Below are 16,928 nucleotides of genomic sequence, written 5' to 3'. Positions count from 1 at the left end.
AGGGTTCATCCGGCTTCGAATTGGCCGTCACGCAAGCTTCGGATCGAGCGTGGTCGACCACAGCGCGACGTCGGCGCGATCGCGCAGGGTCACCGTCATCCGGCCGGACGCGCCGTCGATCTTGACGTGACCAAAGAACTGCATGCCGGCGGACGGCGGCAGGTTCTGGCTATCCTTGCCCGGCGCCTTGACGAAGCGCACCTCGGGGCCAAAGGTATTGTCGAGCGCGTTCGGGCCGAACGTGCCCGCGTGCAGCGGGCCCGAGACGAACTCCCAGAACGGCTCGAACTCCTGGAATTGCGCCTTGTTCGGATCGTAATAATGCGCGGCGGCGTAGTGCACGTCCGCTGTCAGCCACACCGTGTTGCTGATCGGCGCCAACTTGATGAAGCGTAGGATGTCGGCGATCTCGAACTCGCGGCCACGCACCGGGCCGTCGCCCTGCGCAACGGCTTCCGAGCCGCCCTTCGGCGTGTCGGAGACGATCAGGCTGATCGGCATGTCGGACGCGATCACCTTCCATGTCGCGCGCGAATTCAGCAGGCCGCGCTTGAGCCAGGCGATCTGCTCCGGGCCAAGGAAATAGCTGGCGGGGCCATAGGCGGTTTCGAGATTGGCACCGTTCGGCCCGCGATAGCTGCGCTCGTCGAGCACGAATACGTCGAGATGCGGGCCGTAGGAGATCTGGCGATAGACGCGGCCGGGTTCAGTGATGCTCTCCCGCATCGGGTACATCTCGTGGAAGGCCCGGCCCGCGCGGGCTGCGAGCAGTGAGATGTCGCGCACCTTGTAGGCGGCCGGCAAGTCTTTCGACAGCGACCAGTTGTTGGTGACCTCGTGATCGTCCCACTGCACGAAGACCGGCACCTCGGCATTGAAGGCGCGGAGATTGTCGTCGGTAAGATTGTATTTGTACGCGGCGCGAAACTCGTCCAGCGTCTCGGCGACCTTGGCCTTCTCCGGGATGGTCAGATTCTTCCAGATCTTGCCGTCGGCGAGCTTCACCTCGGATTGGATGGGACCGTCGGCATAGATCGTGTCGCCCGAGTGCAGGAAGAAATCCGGCCGGTGCTTGCGCATGGTCGAGAAGGTGACCATGCCGCCGTCGTCGGAATTGATGCCCCAGCCCTGCCCTGCGACGTCGCCGCCCCAGACGAAGCTGACGTCGCGGCGGTCGGCCGGCGCGGTGCGGAAGCGGCCGGTCACCGCCTCGCCCTCGATCGCGCTGTGGGAGAGATCGCGGAAGCGGACGCGGTAGAAGATGTCTTGGCCGGCGGGTAGATTTTCGACCAGCATCTTGGCGGTGAAGTCGCTCTCGGGCAGCGCCGCGATCGGCGGCAATGCGCGGGCGTCCCTAAAGGACTCGCTCGTGGCGACCTCGACCAGCATCTGCGCGGGCCGGTCGGTTCGCGCCCACACCACGCCGCCGTCGACGGTGATGTCGCCCGCTTGCACGCCGTGGGTGACTGCCGGCCGGTCGGCCGCGCGCGAAAGATACGGCATCGCCAGCGTGCCGAGCGCACCGGCGCTGCTGGCGAGGAAGCGGCGGCGGGAGAATGTGATGGTCATGAGGCTCCGACCCCGGGGCTTGCGGGGGAGTCCGTCATTCCGGGGCGCGCGTAGCGCGAACCCGGAATCCATGTCTCCCCGCGAATGCTGCGCAATGGATTCCGGGTTCGATGCTTCGCATCGCCCCGGAATGACGTTGGGAGCTATATTGAGACAATGTGACGCAGCAATAACGCGCGCGGGCGCTCACGCGTTGCCGGCGGCCCGGAACTGCGCGCTGGCACGTTGCAGGTTCGGCGGCAGGCTGAACAGCACAGCCTTGCGGTCGGCGACGGCGGCGTGGAATTGGTCGAGTGCGATGTTGAAGGCGGTGAGCGCGGCTTCCTCGATCGCGCCGTGATCGAAGCAGCGCAGCGTGTCGCGCAGGATCTCGTCGGCCTCGGTCTGCATCTGGTCCAGCTCTTCGGTCGTCTCGCACTTGCGTGCCGCGGCGATCATGTCGAGCAGGCGTTCGCGCTGGTGATTGTTGTTGTCGCGCTCGTCCTTCTTCAGATAACCGGCGAACCAGGCGCCGACCGAGCCCATGGCCGAGAGCGCCATCAGGCTCCACCAGATATAGTCACTGTATTTGTCGAGGAAGGTCTTCTCCTCGCCATCGACGAAGGCGGCCGCACCCGGATGCACCGGGATCACTGCATCCTTGTCGGTGTCGGGCGTCTCGATCTTCGCCGCCAGCGGGAATTCCGTCACCAGTTGCTGGCGCACGGCGAAGAGCTGGCGCGTGAACGCTGCGATGTCGGCCTCGGACACGCCTTTGCGCGCTACGATGTGGTGCGCGAAGCTGATGGTCTTGACCTCGTCCTCGGGCCGGTCGGGCGAGCCGCCGTAGGTGCCGGCGGGGATCTCGCCCGCTTCATAGACTGGATGATTTTGCGCGATCGCATCGGCGGAATCGATGGCGAGGAAGGTTGGCGTGCCGCCCTCCCTGACCGATGCCGAGATCGCGTCCGCCGTGATCTTGCTGTTGACCGGGCCTGCCGCGAGGTAGACGTCGGCCTTCTGCGCCTTGATCGCCTCGGCAACTTCATTGACGGGAAATTGCACGATCTCGACCTTGGCCGGGTCGACGCCGTATTGGTGCAGGATCACCTTGAGCAGATTGACGTTGGCCTGGGTGCGGCCGACGACCCCGACGCGATGGCCGGCGAGCTGCGCGATCTTGGTGATCTTCGCGCCCTTCTTCTTTCCTTTGGCGGGCACGGACCACAGCACCACGACGTTCTTGCGCAGGGTCGCGACCGCCTGTGCGTTCTTCGGCACGTCGAGATCGCCACGCACGATGGCGAGATCGACCTTGCCTTCGGCGAGCGCATTGGCGCTGGCGGTTGCGCCGTCGGTCTGGATCGGGCGCAGCCGCACATAGCTCTTGTGCTGCGCGAAGCCTTGCGTCAGCGCCTGCACGACCTTGACGTCGTCGCTGTTGGCGGGGCCGACCGCGATTCTGAGCGTCACGGGACGCATCGCGAAGTAATAGCCGCCTGCGACCACGCCAACGATCGCAAGCAGGAACGCCAGAGACACGAGCGCCGTCTTCCGCGCCGCGGATCGCGGCGAAGGCGGAGGGGGCGTTTCGGCCAGGTCCAATCCCCCGGTCATCGGTCTCCCAAACAGGCGCTTCAGGCTCAGTTTCATCTTGGCCGGCGATTTACGCCCGCAATTGTAGCAAATTTCTTGTCCGGCGGGGTTACATCTCCGTCATGGTTAGCGGATGCAGGAAATCCCGTATGAACCGGGGCGCCGGGGCGGTGTTAGAGTAAAGTTCCCCCTAGAGGACGGAGACGACCATGGCAGAACGGCTCTCGGCGGAGGCGCGCAGGCAAGCGCTGGGCGGACTATCCGGCTGGACTGACGTCCAAGGCCGCGACGCCATCGGGAAGACCTTTGTCTTCAAGGATTTCAACGAGGCGTTCGGCTTCATGACCCGCGCCGCGCTGGTCGCCGAGAAGATGGATCACCACCCCGAATGGCGCAACGTCTACAAGACGGTGGAGGTGGTGCTGTCGACCCACGATGCCGGCGGCGTCACCGCGCGCGACATGGCGCTAGCCAAGGCGATGAACGCCATCGCAGGCTGACACCAAGCAGACGTCTTGAAGCAGACGTCTTGCAGGGACCGGCTGCATCCCCATCTTGTGATCAGCCGGGATCGGGCGGTCCTCCGCCTCCCGCAGAACGGGGAGCATTTGAGCATGGCTGCCGAGCACAGCGTTGGCTTCGAGCCGGCCGATCGGCTCGCGGAAGATCGCGAGAGCGTGCGCCGCCGCTTCTGGCGCAAGCTGAAGCGGGTCGCTGCGCATCTGCCGTTCGCGGAGGATCTACTTGCCGCCTATTACTGCGCGTTCGACCGGCAGACGCCGCGTCACGTCCAGGCTTCGCTGCTCGGTGCAATCGCCTATTTCGTCCTGCCGTTCGATTTCGTCGCGGACGTGATGCCCATGCTCGGCTTCGCCGATGACGCCGCCGTGCTCGCCACTGCCATCCGCATGGTTGCCGGCCACATCACGAACGAGCATCGCGAGGCCGCCCGCGCCGCGCTGAAGCGTGGGGTGGAGGAGGCGGACGTCGAGGCAGCGTAACAGTTTCGCCACGCCTTCCGCTGTCATTCCCCGCGAAGGCGGGGAATCCAGTACGCCGCGGCCTCCCGGTTCAATCGCTGACGTCACGGAGTAATGGATCGCCCGCCTTCGCGGGCGATGACAGTGAGTGTGTGGTGTGCAGGTCGCGACAAACGCGTTTCCGTCTCGCATCCTCACGGATGCAAGATCACCTTGCCCATGGCCTGACGTCCCGCCAACACCTTCAACGCATCGGCCGTCTGCGCCAGCGGGAAGGTGCGGTCGACATGCGATGAGATCTTGCCTTCCGCGGTCCACTTCACCAGCTTCTCCAGATTGGCGCGGTTCTTGGCCGGGTTGAGCCGGGTCCAGGCGCCCCAGAACACGCCGCGGATGTCGCAGCCCTTCAGGAGCGCGAGGTTCAGCGGCATCTTGGGAATGTCGCCGGCGGCAAAGCCGATGACGAGGAAGCGGCCTTCCCATGCGATCGAGCGCAGCGCCTGTTCGGCGTAAGCACCACCAACGGGATCGAAGATGATGTCGACGCCCTTGCCGCCGGTGAGCTTGCGCAGGCCTTCCTTCAGATCTTCCTTGGCATAGTTCAGCGTCAGCTCGGCGCCGTGCGCCTTGGCGAATTCGAGCTTCTCGTCCGACGAGGCGCAGGCGATGACCTTCAAGCCCATCAGCTTGCCGAGCTCGCAGGCCGCAAGGCCGGTGCCGCCGGCCGCGCCCAGCACAGCGAGCGTCTCGCCCGGCTTGGGGCTGGCGCGATCTTCCAGCGCATGCAGCGCGGTGCCGTAGATGATGATGATGCCGGCCGCGCGGTCGTAGTCGAGATTGTCGGGGATCTTCACGATCGATGCCGCCGGCAGCGCGATCTTCTCGCGTGCGCCGTTGTGGCCGCAGGAGGCGACCACGCGATCGCCGACCTTGAGATCAGTGACACCAGCGCCGATGCTCTCGATCACGCCCGCAACTTCCGCGGCCGGCGAGAACGGGAACGGCGGCTTGATCTGGTACTTGCCCTGGATCATCAGGATGTCGAAGAAATTCAGCGCCGCCGCCTTGATCGCGATCACGGCTTCGCCGGGCCCCGCCACCGGATCGGGCACCTCAGTCAGGACGAGGTCGTCGGGCTGGCAATATTGCGAGCAGAGGATGGCTTTCATGGCGGCACCTTGAGGGCGTTTCGGGTGGAATTATAGTTTGGCCGTTTCTGCCGGATTTAGGCAGTGGCGACAATCCGGATTCTTTGTCTGGGGTCAGCGACGGCCTATCCTCCGTCGTTGCGAGCGCAGCGAAGCAATCCAGAGTCCGTCCTGCGGAATAGTCTGAATTGCTTCGCGAAGCCCGTCATCGGGCCGCGCTTCGCGCGGACCCGGTGGCTCGCAATGACGAAATCCGCGGAGAAAGGATCAAACGATGTTTGAAACAAGCCTGCTGAAGAACAAGCGCACCCTCATTACCGGGGGTGGTTCGGGTCTCGGCGCTGCGATGGGGCGTCGCTTCCTCGCGCTCGGCGCCGAGCTCGTGATCTGCGGCCGCAAGCTCGAGCGGCTCGAGGCGACGGCGCGCGAGATGCGCGACGAGACCGGCGGCACGGTCATCACCATCGCCTGCGATATCCGCGACGGTGCGGCGGTCGACGGCATGATGGATGCGATCTGGCGCGAGGCGCCGCTCGACATCCTCGTCAACAATGCCGCTGCCACCTTCATCGCACAGAGCGAGCATCTCTCCTTCCGCGCCGCGGACGCGATCTTGGCGCCGACACTGCATGGCGCGATGTATTGCACGCTCGCCGCCGGCAGGCGCTGGATCGAGGCTAACCATCGCGGCGTCGTGCTGTCGATCCTCTCGACCTCCACCATTACCGGCCGCGCCTTCACCGTTCCCTCGGCGATGGCGAAATCCGCACTGCTGGCGATGACCAGGAGTCTTGCGGTGGAATGGGGCCCGAAGGGCATCCGGACCGTGGCGATCGCGCCGGGCCCGTTTCCGACCGCAGGGGCCACCGGGCAGCTCCGTCCCGAAGGCCGCGACGAAGGCTGGACCTCGCGCAATCCGCTCGGCCGCACCGGCGAGCACGGCGAGCTCGCCGATCTCGCCAGCTTCCTGGTCTCGGATCATGCCGCCTACATCAATGGCGAGATGGTGGTGATCGACGGTGGCGCGCATCTGCGCAGTTCCGGCGCCGAGGATTTGCTCGGCTGGACCGAGGCGCAATGGGCCGCGCAACGCGCCGCCCGATCCAGGGCCTAGCCGCCGAAGATACCGCTAACTGCCTTCCCAAATTGAACTTTCCCGGCTATCCCTGCCCGGGGACAAAGCGCGCTCGGGCCATCTTCCAGTCACAATATTGAGGGAACCAACGCGGCATGTGGCGGGTGCTGATTTTAGCTTTGATGACTGGCGTGGCGGCCGGGGGAATCGCCGTGTCTGCGCGGGCGCAGACGGCGCAACCGACGCCCAAGTCCAGTCCAGCTCCAAAAGAGGCGGCACCGAAGCCGGCGGCGCCGCCGGCCAACACCAACGCAAAGGCGGCCCCGAAGCCCGAGAGCAAGCCGGCGGCCCCGGCTGCGGCCGTTGCGGGGGGCGCGGAGCCGACCCTGATCGGGCAGTTCGGCACCTGGGGTGCCTATTCGGCGACGCCGAACGGCAAGAAGGTCTGCTTCGCGCTGGCCAAGCCGTCATCGTCGAAGACCAATCCGCCGAACCGGCCGCGCGATCCCGCCTATGCCTTCGTCTCGACCCGGCCGGCCGAGAAGGTCAACAACGAAGTCTCGGTCATGATCGGCTATGCGCTGAAGCCGGGCTCGGAATCGACCGCCGAGGTCGGCGGCGCCTCCTTCGCCATGTACACGCAGGGGGACGGGCTCTGGATCAAGAACGCGGCCGAGGAGGAGCGGATGGTCGAAGCCATGCGCAAATCCGCCGATCTCGTCGTCAAAGGCGTCTCGGCCAAGGGGACCGAGACGACCGACACCTTCTCGCTGAAGGGCCTCGCCCAGGCGCTCGACAAGATCGCGCAGGATTGCCGGCGTTAAGACTGCGGGCGATAAGGTCGCAATCGGCGGTTCCGGTTGTTATATAGGGGCCGTTCCAGATTTCTTCGTCATTCCGGGGCGCGCACAGCACGAACCCGGAATCTCCGAGGTTCCGGGTCTGGTCCTCAGGGTCGCTTCGCGATCTCTTCGGACCATCCCGGAACGACCAAGCCATTAGGTCCATTCAATGCAACCGACGACCGAGCCGCACAACGGCCTCCTGGTGGAGAAGACCCCGCTCGAAACCTATGTGCCGCCGGCCAAGCCGTCGCTGATCGGCCTGTCGCGCACCGAGCTTGCCGATCGGCTCGGCGAGATCGGCGTCGCACCGGCGCAGCGCAAGATGCGGGTGCAGCAGCTGTGGCACTGGCTCTATTTCCGCGGCGCCCAGAGTTTTGACGAGATGAGCTCGATCTCGAAGGGCATCCGCGCCGAGCTCGCGCAGCATTTCACCGTGGACCGGCCGGAAGTCGTGGCCGAGCAGATCTCCAACGACGGCACTCGCAAATGGCTGTTGCGCCTGCCGAGCGGCGACAATGTTCAGAAGGCGCATGAAGTCGAATGCGTCTACATCCCCGAGACCGACCGCGGCACGCTCTGCGTTTCCTCGCAGGTCGGCTGCACGCTCAATTGCGCCTTCTGCCACACCGGCACCCAGCGCCTAGTGCGCAACCTCACCGCCGGCGAGATCGTCGGCCAGGTGATGGTCGCGCGCGACCGTCTCAACGACTGGGCCGATCGCGAGGACGGCACGCGCCGCGTCACCAACATCGTGATGATGGGCATGGGCGAGCCGCTCTACAATTTCGACGCGGTGCGCGATGCGCTTCTGATCGTCGGCGACAACGAAGGCATCGGCATCTCCCGCCGCCGTATCACGTTGTCGACCTCGGGCGTGGTGCCGAACATCGTGCGCGCCGGCGAGGAGATCGGCGTCATGCTCGCGATTTCGCTGCACGCGGTGCGCGACGAGCTGCGCAACGAGCTGGTGCCGCTCAACCGCAAATATCCGATCAAGGAGCTGCTGCAGGCCTGCCGCGACTATCCCGGTGCCTCCAACGCGCGCCGCATCACCTTCGAATATGTGATGCTCAAGGGCGTCAACGATTCGCTCGACGACGCCAAGCTGCTGGTAAAGATGCTCAAGGGCATTCCGGCCAAGATCAACCTGATCCCGTTCAATCCCTGGCCCGGCACCGCTTATGAATGCTCGGACTGGGACCAGATCGAAAAGTTCTCCGAATACATCTTCAACGCCGGCTATTCCTCGCCGGTGCGCACCCCGCGCGGCCGCGACATCCTCGCCGCCTGCGGCCAGCTCAAGTCGGAGACGGAAAAGCTCTCAGCGCGCGAGCGCCAGGCGCTGCGCGCCATGGCGATGACGGATTAGTGTGTCATGCCCGTGCTCTCGCCTCCTCGTCATTGCGAGCGCAGCGAAGCAATCCAGAATATCTCCGCGGCCTCAGTCTGGATTGCTTCGTCGCATCAGCGCAAAATTGCTGCGCAATTTTGTCGCGAGCTCCTTGCAATGACGGCGAGGTGATTTTGACGTCATGTCCCTGATCGGCCGCCTCGTCGTCATCTTCATCGGCTTCCTCGCCGCCTGCTTTGTCGGCGGCATGATCGTCGTCGTCGCGCTGCTGTTTCCGGAATTCGCCGATCTCGGCGCCGGTCCGGTCGACCAGGGCACGATCGACATCCTGCTCGGCTTCGGCTTCATCTTCGTGTCCGGCTTTGCGCTGGTGCCGGCGGCGGTGATCGTCGCGATCACCGAAGCGCTCTACATCCGCAGTGCGATCGCCTATGCCGTCGGCGGCGGCCTTGTCGGGCTCGCCTGCTATCTCGGCCTCGTCCCGTTCCATTCCGACACGTTGCAGTTCGAGGGCATCGTCCGGCGTCACCTGGAGATCATGACCGGCGCGGGCATCGTTGCCGGCTTCGTCTACTGGCTGATCGCCGGCCGCAACGCCGGCGTCTGGCGCGAACCGCCGTCCCCGCGGAAACCACCGCCGCCATTGCCGGCGAATTCAAGGCCGGGCCCGCGGTGAGTTTCCTACCCTCCCCTGGGGTTTCCATCTCCATCCCACTCCGCTAAACCGCGCGCCATGAACCGTACCGGACTCTTCATTGCCCTGGCGCTGTGGCTCGTGATCGGCGTCGTCTTCGGCCTCTATCCCGAGCTCGACCTCAAGCTCGCATCGCTGTTCTTCGACGCGGAGACCAAGACGTTTCCGCTCAAGCTGAACGGGTGGGCCGGCTTTGCGCGCGATGCGGCGATGTGGATCGCCTGGGCCTTCGCCCTTCCCTCGATCGTCGCGCTCGTGGTCAAGATGATCCGGCCCGACCGGCCGCTGATGGTGCCGGGGCGTACGGTCATCTTCCTGCTGGTGACGATGACCATGTCGGCCGGTATTTTGACCAACCTGACGTTCAAGAATTATTGGGGCCGTCCGCGTCCGGTGGTGGTGACCGAGTTTGCCGGCGATCAGCAATTCGTGCCGTGGTGGGATCCGCGCGGCACTTGCGGGCGCAATTGCTCGTTCTTCTCCGGCGAAGGCGCGACGGCGTTCTGGACGCTGGCGCCGGCCGCGCTGGCGCCGCCGGCGTGGCGGCCGCTCGCCTATGCCGCCGCCGTGGTGTTCGGCGCCTTGACCAGCGCCCTGCGCATGGCCTTCGGCGGGCACTTTTTCACGGACGTGTCGATCGCCGGCCTCGTCACCTTCGTCGTGATCTGGTTCGCCTACGCGCTGATTTACCGCTGGCCGCGGACGCGGTTCTCGGACGAAGCGGTGGATGCCGCCCTGACCCGGTTGAACATGCCCGCCTACCGGCTCCGCCAGCGCCTGTTCGGCCGCAAGACCGGCCCCGAGCCCTCGGTTTGAGCCATTAAAGGGGTGCCGAGCCCCGCGAAATTTGATATTCGCGCGGTCGAACGCACCCATCACATCAGCTTAGACCCGATTGGAAGCCCCATGACCACGATCCTGAAAAGCCTGCCCAAGGGTGAGAAAGTCGGCATCGCTTTTTCGGGCGGCCTCGACACCTCTGCGGCGCTGCTCTGGATGAAGCAGAAGGGGGCGCGCTGCTACGCCTACACCGCCAATCTCGGCCAGCCGGATGAAGCCGACTACAATGAGATCCCGCGCAAGGCGATGGAGTTCGGCGCCGAGAACGCGCGCCTCGTCGATTGCCGCACGCAGCTGGTCCACGAGGGCATCGCCGCGATCCAGTCGGGCGCCTTCCATATCTCGACCGGCGGCATCACCTATTTCAACACCACGCCGCTCGGGCGCGCCGTCACCGGCACGATGCTGGTCGCAGCGATGAAGGAAGACGGTGTCAACATCTGGGGCGACGGCTCGACCTTCAAGGGCAACGACATCGAGCGCTTCTACCGCTACGGCCTGCTCACCAATCCCGGCTTGAAGATCTACAAGCCCTGGCTCGACCAGCAGTTCATCGACGAGCTCGGCGGCCGCGCCGAGATGTCGGCATTCATGACCGCGCAAGGCTTCGCCTACAAGATGAGCGCGGAGAAGGCGTATTCGACCGACAGCAATCTGCTCGGCGCCACCCATGAGGCAAAGGATCTCGAGAGCCTCGACAGCGGCATCAAGATCGTCACCCCGATCATGGGCGTGCCGTTCTGGCGCGACGACTGCGCCGTCAAGGCCGAGAAGGTCGTGGTGCGTTTCGAGGAAGGGCAGCCGACCGCGCTGAACGGCCAGACCTTCTCCGATCCGGTCTCGCTGTTCCTCGAGGCCAACGCGATCGGCGGCCGTCATGGCCTCGGCATGAGCGACCAGATCGAGAACCGCATCATCGAGGCCAAGAGCCGGGGCATCTATGAGGCGCCCGGCATGGCGCTGCTGCACATCGCCTATGAGCGCCTCGTCACCGGCATCCACAACGAGGACACGATCGAACAGTACCGGATCAGCGGCATGCGCTTGGGACGCCTGCTCTATCAGGGCCGCTGGTTCGATTCGCAGGCGTTGATGCTCCGCGAGACCGCACAGCGCTGGGTCGCCCGCGCCGTCACCGGCGAAGTCACGCTCGAGCTGCGCCGCGGCAACGATTATTCGATCCTCAACACCGAGAGCCCCAACCTTACCTATGCGCCGGAGCGGCTGAGCATGGAGAAGGTGGAGGACGCTGCCTTCACGCCGGCCGACCGCATCGGCCAGCTCACCATGCGCAACCTCGACATCGCCGACACCCGCACCAAGCTCGGTCTCTATTCGAAGACCGGCCTGTTGTCGGGCAGCGAAGGCTCGCAGATCTTCCGGCTCGAGAGCGATAAGGGCTGAGGCTTTCCGGAGCCCGGATTGCGCTTCGCTCCATCCGCGCTCCGAGCTTAATGACGCTGTCATTCTCGACCGCTACGCTTCCACTGTTGGAAACGGGATTGCGGAGCATCGCACATGGTCAGGGGATCGGCACTCGCCTCTCTCATTGTTCTCTGTTGGGCATCATCATCGTCGGCGCAGACGATCTATCCGATCGACCGCGCCGAGATCCTGGCGGGAGCCAAGTTCGACTTCAAGGTCGAGCTCCCGGGGCTGGTCGATCCCGCCAAGTTGAAGGTGACGGTGAACGGCGCGGATTACGCGGCCGCGTTCGGCCGCTCCGGAACCTTCGTCGAGCGCGAGGACGGCAAGGAGCAGTCGGCCCTGGTCCTGCGCGACGTCACGCTGACCAAGCCGGGTAGCGTCGCCGTGGAGGTGAGCGACGGCACGCGCCAGCGCAGCGTCACCTGGACGGTCTACGACACCGGCCCGCGCAAGGCGAAGAACGTCATCCTGTTCATCGGCGATGGCATGTCGCCGGCGCATCGGGTCGCCGCGCGAATCCTGTCCAAGGGCATTTCGGAAGGCAAGAGCCGCGGCAAGCTCGCCATCGACGACATGCCCCATATGGCCCTGGTGGCAACCGCCGGCTCGGACTCGATCATCACGGATTCCGCGAACTCGGCGAGCGCCTATGCGACCGGGCACAAGAGCGCCGTCAATGCCCTCGGCGTCTACGCTGACCGCAGCGCAAGCCCGCTCGACGATCCCAAGGTCGAAACCATCACCAGCCTTGCCAAAAGGCGGCTCGGTATGGCGATCGGTGTCGTCACCAATACCGAGATCGAAGACGCGACGCCGGCGGCGATGGTCGCGCACACCCGCCGGCGCGCCGCCTATGACGACATCGTCGAGCAGTTCTTCGCGGCAAAGCCGGATGTGATGCTGGGCGGCGGCAGCGCAAATTTTCTGCCGAAGTCGGCTGCCGGCTCCAAGCGCAAGGACGAGACCGACTACATCGCGAAGTTTCGCGATGCCGGCTATCAGGTGGCGACCACCGCGGGCGAGCTCAGCGCCTCTGCCGCCAAGCAGGAGACGAGCAAGCTGCTCGGCCTGTTCGCCACCGGCAACATGGACGGCGCGCTCGACCGCAAATTCCTCAAGGGCGGCGGCGTCAAGAAATTCCCCGAGCAGCCTGATCTGACCGAACAGGTGCAGGCAGCGTTGAAAATCCTCTCGAAGAACGAAGCCGGCTTCTTCCTGATGGTCGAATCCGGAATGATCGACAAATACGCGCATTTGCTCGACATGGAGCGCGCGGTCTACGACACGATCATGCTCGACAACGCGGTGCGTCAGACGCGCGAATGGGCGCGCGCACGCGGCGACGACACCCTCATCCTGGTGCTGGCCGATCACAATCACCCCAACAGCCTGGTCGGCACAGTGAATGACGACATGGCCACCGTGCCCAACGTTCCCTTACGCGAGCGCGTCGGGGTTTACGACAAGGCCGGATTTCCGAACTATCCGGCCCCAGACGCGGAAGGCTACCCGTCACGCATCGACGTGAGCCGCCGGCTTGCCATCTTCTCGGCGAGCCTGCCCGATCATTACGAGACGTTCCGTCCGAAGCTCGACAATCCCAACGAGCCGACCGTCAAGGCCGGCGACGACGGCACCTTCAAGGCCAACGACAAATACAAGGAGGTCCCGGGCGCGGTGCTGCGCCCCGGCAATCTGTCGTCGCTGGTCGGCGCCAGCGTGCATTCGGGCGAGGACGTCATTGTCACGGCGGCGGGCCCGGGGAGCGAGCGCGTGCACGGCTCGATGGACAATACCGAAGTGTTCCGTGTCATGGCCGATGCGCTGGGATTGGCTGCGCGAGAATGATGGGGCGACTGCCAACCTGGGCCCAATCACATTCCTGCCGCAGGCGAGCGCGGCAGGCCGGGCCGCCCTGGTCCGCTCACGTTCCATCAATTCACGACGAGTGAGGCGGCGTGAAGACCAGCTTCACGCAGCTGCGGAAGAGCAGGATCTGTCGCTCCAGCCGCTTCGGGTCGTTGAGCGTCTTCGACATGATGATTGCGCCGTCGACCACGCACGAGATCATCTCCGCGAGATCGTCGAGATCGATCGGCTCGCGGGGCGGATAGATGGCGGCGATGCCGTCGAGAATCTCGCGGAAGTGCGCATTCCAGCTCCGGACCGATTGCGCGGTTAGATCGCGAACATCGCGGTCGAACAGGCGCTCCTGATAGCAGATGCTTGCGATCAGGCAGCCGGGATGGCCGTTCGGCAGATCGGCCATGACTTCGGCGAGTAGTTTCAGCGAGATCAGGAACGACTGCAGCGGGTCGTCGGAGAGCTCGCGTCCGCGCCTGAAGATCTCGTCGAACAGGCGGTCATTCGTATCCACGTAGCGACGCAGCATCTCCCGTGCGAGCGCGTTCTTGTCCCTGAAGTGATAGAAGAACCCGCTCTTGGTCAGTCCGGCCTCGGCAATGACCTCCTCGATCGAGGTGGCGCCGAAGCCCTTTGCGAGCACCGCCGCTTCCGCGATCTCGAGAATGCGCTCGCGCGTCGCTTCGCCCTTTCCCATTGATGTCTCCAGAACTGTACCGACGGTGCGGAAATTGACCCTCGGGGCCAAGGCCCACTCCGCGTGACTCGTGCAAATCATTGATTTGTCTCCGCTTGCGGGTGGAAGTTCAGCCGCACCACGGGGCTTCTAGAGCGACGCGACATTATGCGGCACCAAATGCCGCGACCGAACGCGGGCGTAGCGCGACCGAGTGAAGAGAGCGGCACGTCCAAATGATGGAGCGATCAATGGCCAGATACAGACATGGTCTGCCGCAGCGCGGCGGCGGCATTTTCCTGACCGATGGCGGCATGGAAACAACTCTCATCTTTCAGCACGGGCTGGAGCTGCCCCACTTTGCGGCATTCGTGCTGCTCGACAGCGCGGATGGCCGCGCGCATTTGAGGCAGTACTACGAAGCCTACCTGCGTATCGCGCGGCAGCATGGGCTCGGCTTTGTCCTCGACAGTCCGACCTGGCGCGCCAACCCTGATTGGGGCGCCAAGCTCGGCTATGATGCGGCCAGGCTCGCGGCCATCAACATGCGCGCCATCCGCTTCCTCGACGAATTGCGCGGCGCTTGGGAGTTGCCCGGCATGCCTTGCGTCATCAACGGCGCGATCGGTCCGCGAGGCGACGGCTACAAGGCCGGCAACATGGACGCGGCGGAGGCGGAAGCCTACCACTCAGGCCAGATCGCGGCCTTCGCCGAGGCGGGCGCCGACATGGTGACTGCATTCACGCTGAACAGCATCAACGAAGCGGTGGGCGTGGTCCGTGCAGCCAAGAGGCAGGACATTCCGGTCGCCATCTCTTTCACGGTCGAAACCGATGGCCGCCTCGTCCGGGGAGAGTCGCTGCGCGAGGCGATCGAGGCGGTCGACGACGCAACTGAACGTGCCTGCGAATACTTCCTGATCAATTGCGCGCACCCAACTCACTTCGAGAGTGCACTCGCCGCAGGCGAGGCGTGGGTGCAGCGCATCCACGGCATCAGAGCCAATGCATCGGTCAAGAGCCATGCCGAGCTCGACGAATCGGAGGCGCTGGACAGTGGTGATCCCCAAGATCTCGGCCGCCGCTACCATTTGCTCAGGCGCGCATTCCCCGGCATGCGCATTCTCGGCGGCTGTTGCGGCACCGATCACCGGCATGTTGCCGCCGTTTGCGAGGCATGCCTGCCGTCGGAAGCAATGACGGCGTGACAAGAAAAATGGCCGGGATCGCTCCCGGCCATTGTCTTCTTGCGAAGGTCTTACTGGCGCGGCGGAGGCGCCGCGTTGGCCTGGTCGCCGTTGAGCAACGGCGTGATGCGACGGACGGTGACGCGCCGGTTGATCAGGCTCGCGCCTTGCGTCTGCTCCTTCAGATACTGCTCGCCATAGCCCTGCGACGTCAGGTTCTCCGCGGGCACACTGAATTGCTGCGTCAGCAATTCGGCTGCGGCCTGCGCGCGGCGATCCGACAGCGACAGATTGTCAACCTCGTTGCCGACCGCATCGGTGTGGCCCTCGATCAGGAACACCTCCTGCGGGTTGGCCTGGAGCGCCTGGTTGATGCCGTCGGCGATCACTTGCAGCCGCGCCGCCTGATCCGGCGGAATGGTCCACGATCCGGTCTCGAAGTTGATCGTGTTGACGTCGATGCTCGGCATCTGCATGCGAACATTCGGGCTGTAGCGGATCTCGTCGAGCGAGTAGCGCCGGTCGATCCGCTGCACCGGCGGAGCCCGCATCGTTTCGTAGATCACCTGCGGCGGCGCCTCCTGGGCGTCGACGATGTAGCGATCGTAGGGAATGTTGACCACCGGCGGCGGCACGTCGACGTAGAAGCCGCCGACCGCCCGCGGATCGCGGTAGGTGTTGTCGATGATCACGATCTCGCGTCCGCGCGGGTCCCGGCGGATACGACGCAGCAGCGAGCCGTCCGGCCCGACCACGGTGATCACCTCGCTGCCGTCGGGACGGATCACGACGGTGCGGGTTTCGCCGCCGACGGTGTCGGTGCGGATGTCGCGGGCGCCATAGCGGAAGCGATAGAGATCGTTGCCGCGGACGTAAGCCTGCCCGCCCGGATCGCGGATGATGATGCGGTCCGGCTCGGTGTAGACGGTGCGGCCGCCTTCGACGACCTCGCGCCGCTGGTTATGGATATCGGCGATGGTGGCGCCGATCACGGCGCCGGCCACCACGCCCGCGCCGATCGCGAGCGGCGTCAGGTCACGCTGCTGCGGACGCGGCGGCGGCGGCAGGGGCGCGGCGACTGTCGGCGCGGCGCGGAAAGCCGGCGCGACCGTCGGCGGTCTGTATTGTGCCCGGTCGGGCGGCGGCGCTGCGGCCGGCGTGCCGGGCACCACGGTCGGAGCCGCGGCGCCGGCCGGAGGTGCCGGCGGCCGGGCGGGCGCACCAGCCTGCGGCGGCGCAGCCGGAGTCCCGGCGGCGGGCGCGCCGGCAGGAGGCGTTCCACCCTGCTGCCCCGGGGCTGGCGTCGCTGTCGGGGCCGGGGTTGCGCCGGGCGCGGGCGTTGCCGACCCCGGACGTCCGGGCGGCGGGGGTGGCGGCGTGCTGCCGGGCGCGGGCGTTGCCGTTGGAGCGGGCGTGGCGCCGGGTGCGGGTGATCCCGCCGGGGGCGGCGGCGCGCCAGGACGTACGCCGGGCGGAGGTGCGCCGGGGCGACCAGCCGGCGCTGCGCCGGGCGTGCTGCCGGGAGCCGGCGTTGCGGTTGGCGCAGGTGGCGTCGTCGGTGCCGGGGTCGCCGTTGGAGCCGGCGTGACTGCCGGCGCAGGCGCGCCGGGGCGGGCCGGGGGCGCGGCTGTCGGAGCAGGCGGTGTTGCCGTGGGCGCAGGCGCGGGAGTCGGCCGAGCCGGCGGAGCCGCTGCGGG

The 16,928-nt window shown here is 65.7% G+C and carries 15 protein-coding genes; 10 read left to right on the top strand and 5 right to left on the bottom strand.

Annotation, left to right across the window (positions count from 1 at the left end; all coding sequences use genetic code 11):
* Positions 1-27: 27 nt before the first annotated feature.
* The gene (locus tag I6F31_RS27830) at positions 28-1,569 is read right to left on the bottom strand and encodes an alkaline phosphatase D family protein (protein ID WP_225186433.1); all 1,542 of its coding nucleotides are present in this window, start codon (positions 1,567-1,569) and stop codon (positions 28-30) included.
* A gap of 186 nt (positions 1,570-1,755) precedes the next feature.
* The gene (locus tag I6F31_RS27825) at positions 1,756-3,201 is read right to left on the bottom strand and encodes a TAXI family TRAP transporter solute-binding subunit (protein ID WP_225148241.1); all 1,446 of its coding nucleotides are present in this window, start codon (positions 3,199-3,201) and stop codon (positions 1,756-1,758) included.
* Between the two features lie 152 nt (positions 3,202-3,353).
* Between I6F31_RS27825 and I6F31_RS27820 the strand changes: the two genes are divergently transcribed.
* Positions 3,354-3,644: a 4a-hydroxytetrahydrobiopterin dehydratase gene (locus I6F31_RS27820; RefSeq protein WP_036002826.1), complete on the top strand. Its 291-nt coding sequence runs from the start codon at positions 3,354-3,356 to the stop codon at positions 3,642-3,644.
* Between the two features lie 114 nt (positions 3,645-3,758).
* Positions 3,759-4,145 (top strand): YkvA family protein, encoded by a 387-nt coding sequence (locus I6F31_RS27815; RefSeq protein WP_036038785.1) that lies wholly within the window; start codon positions 3,759-3,761, stop codon positions 4,143-4,145.
* A gap of 173 nt (positions 4,146-4,318) precedes the next feature.
* Here I6F31_RS27815 and I6F31_RS27810 read toward each other — a convergent pair whose 3' ends face one another.
* On the bottom strand, positions 4,319-5,293 hold the full coding sequence (locus I6F31_RS27810) for an NADPH:quinone oxidoreductase family protein (protein ID WP_036002812.1): 975 nt from the start codon (positions 5,291-5,293) through the stop codon (positions 4,319-4,321).
* Between the two features lie 253 nt (positions 5,294-5,546).
* Between I6F31_RS27810 and I6F31_RS27805 the strand changes: the two genes are divergently transcribed.
* From I6F31_RS27805 to I6F31_RS27775, 7 genes are all read left to right on the top strand, one after another.
* Positions 5,547-6,386, top strand: a complete 840-nt coding sequence (locus tag I6F31_RS27805; protein ID WP_225148242.1) for an SDR family oxidoreductase — start codon at positions 5,547-5,549, stop codon at positions 6,384-6,386.
* A gap of 116 nt (positions 6,387-6,502) precedes the next feature.
* On the top strand, positions 6,503-7,171 hold the full coding sequence (locus I6F31_RS27800) for an invasion associated locus B family protein (RefSeq protein ID WP_036002810.1): 669 nt from the start codon (positions 6,503-6,505) through the stop codon (positions 7,169-7,171).
* Positions 7,172-7,358: 187 nt separating this feature from the next.
* Positions 7,359-8,561, top strand: a complete 1,203-nt coding sequence (rlmN, locus tag I6F31_RS27795; RefSeq protein ID WP_036002808.1) for a 23S rRNA (adenine(2503)-C(2))-methyltransferase RlmN — start codon at positions 7,359-7,361, stop codon at positions 8,559-8,561.
* A 163-nt stretch (positions 8,562-8,724) separates the two neighbouring features.
* Positions 8,725-9,219 (top strand): hypothetical protein, encoded by a 495-nt coding sequence (locus tag I6F31_RS27790; protein ID WP_036024186.1) that lies wholly within the window; start codon positions 8,725-8,727, stop codon positions 9,217-9,219.
* A 57-nt stretch (positions 9,220-9,276) separates the two neighbouring features.
* Positions 9,277-10,053, top strand: a complete 777-nt coding sequence (locus I6F31_RS27785; protein ID WP_036002803.1) for a phosphatase PAP2 family protein — start codon at positions 9,277-9,279, stop codon at positions 10,051-10,053.
* 90 nt (positions 10,054-10,143) lie between these two features.
* A complete protein-coding gene (argG, locus tag I6F31_RS27780; RefSeq protein WP_036002800.1) occupies positions 10,144-11,481 on the top strand; it encodes an argininosuccinate synthase in 1,338 nt (445 codons plus the stop codon).
* 114 nt (positions 11,482-11,595) lie between these two features.
* Entirely contained in the window at positions 11,596-13,353 is a 1,758-nt protein-coding gene (locus I6F31_RS27775) for an alkaline phosphatase (protein WP_225148245.1), read from the top strand.
* Positions 13,354-13,444: 91 nt separating this feature from the next.
* On the opposite strand, the gene I6F31_RS27770 is transcribed toward I6F31_RS27775, so the two are convergent.
* Positions 13,445-14,065, bottom strand: a complete 621-nt coding sequence (locus I6F31_RS27770) for a TetR/AcrR family transcriptional regulator (protein ID WP_036002793.1) — start codon at positions 14,063-14,065, stop codon at positions 13,445-13,447.
* Positions 14,066-14,295: 230 nt separating this feature from the next.
* On the opposite strand from I6F31_RS27770, the gene I6F31_RS27765 reads away from it, so the two are divergent.
* Complete coding sequence (locus I6F31_RS27765) at positions 14,296-15,252, top strand: homocysteine S-methyltransferase family protein (RefSeq protein WP_225175167.1); 957 nt, start codon at positions 14,296-14,298, stop codon at positions 15,250-15,252.
* A gap of 50 nt (positions 15,253-15,302) precedes the next feature.
* Here I6F31_RS27765 and I6F31_RS27760 read toward each other — a convergent pair.
* A partial coding sequence (locus I6F31_RS27760; protein ID WP_225186432.1) for an OmpA family protein occupies positions 15,303-16,928 on the bottom strand: 1,626 nt, incomplete at its 5' end.

This window comes from Bradyrhizobium sp. NBAIM01 (assembly GCF_020194115.1).
GTDB classification, from domain to species: domain Bacteria; phylum Pseudomonadota; class Alphaproteobacteria; order Rhizobiales; family Xanthobacteraceae; genus Bradyrhizobium; species Bradyrhizobium yuanmingense.
The sequence above is the reverse complement of the archived record's forward strand: the minus strand, read 5'-3'. Positions and strand labels throughout refer to the sequence as shown.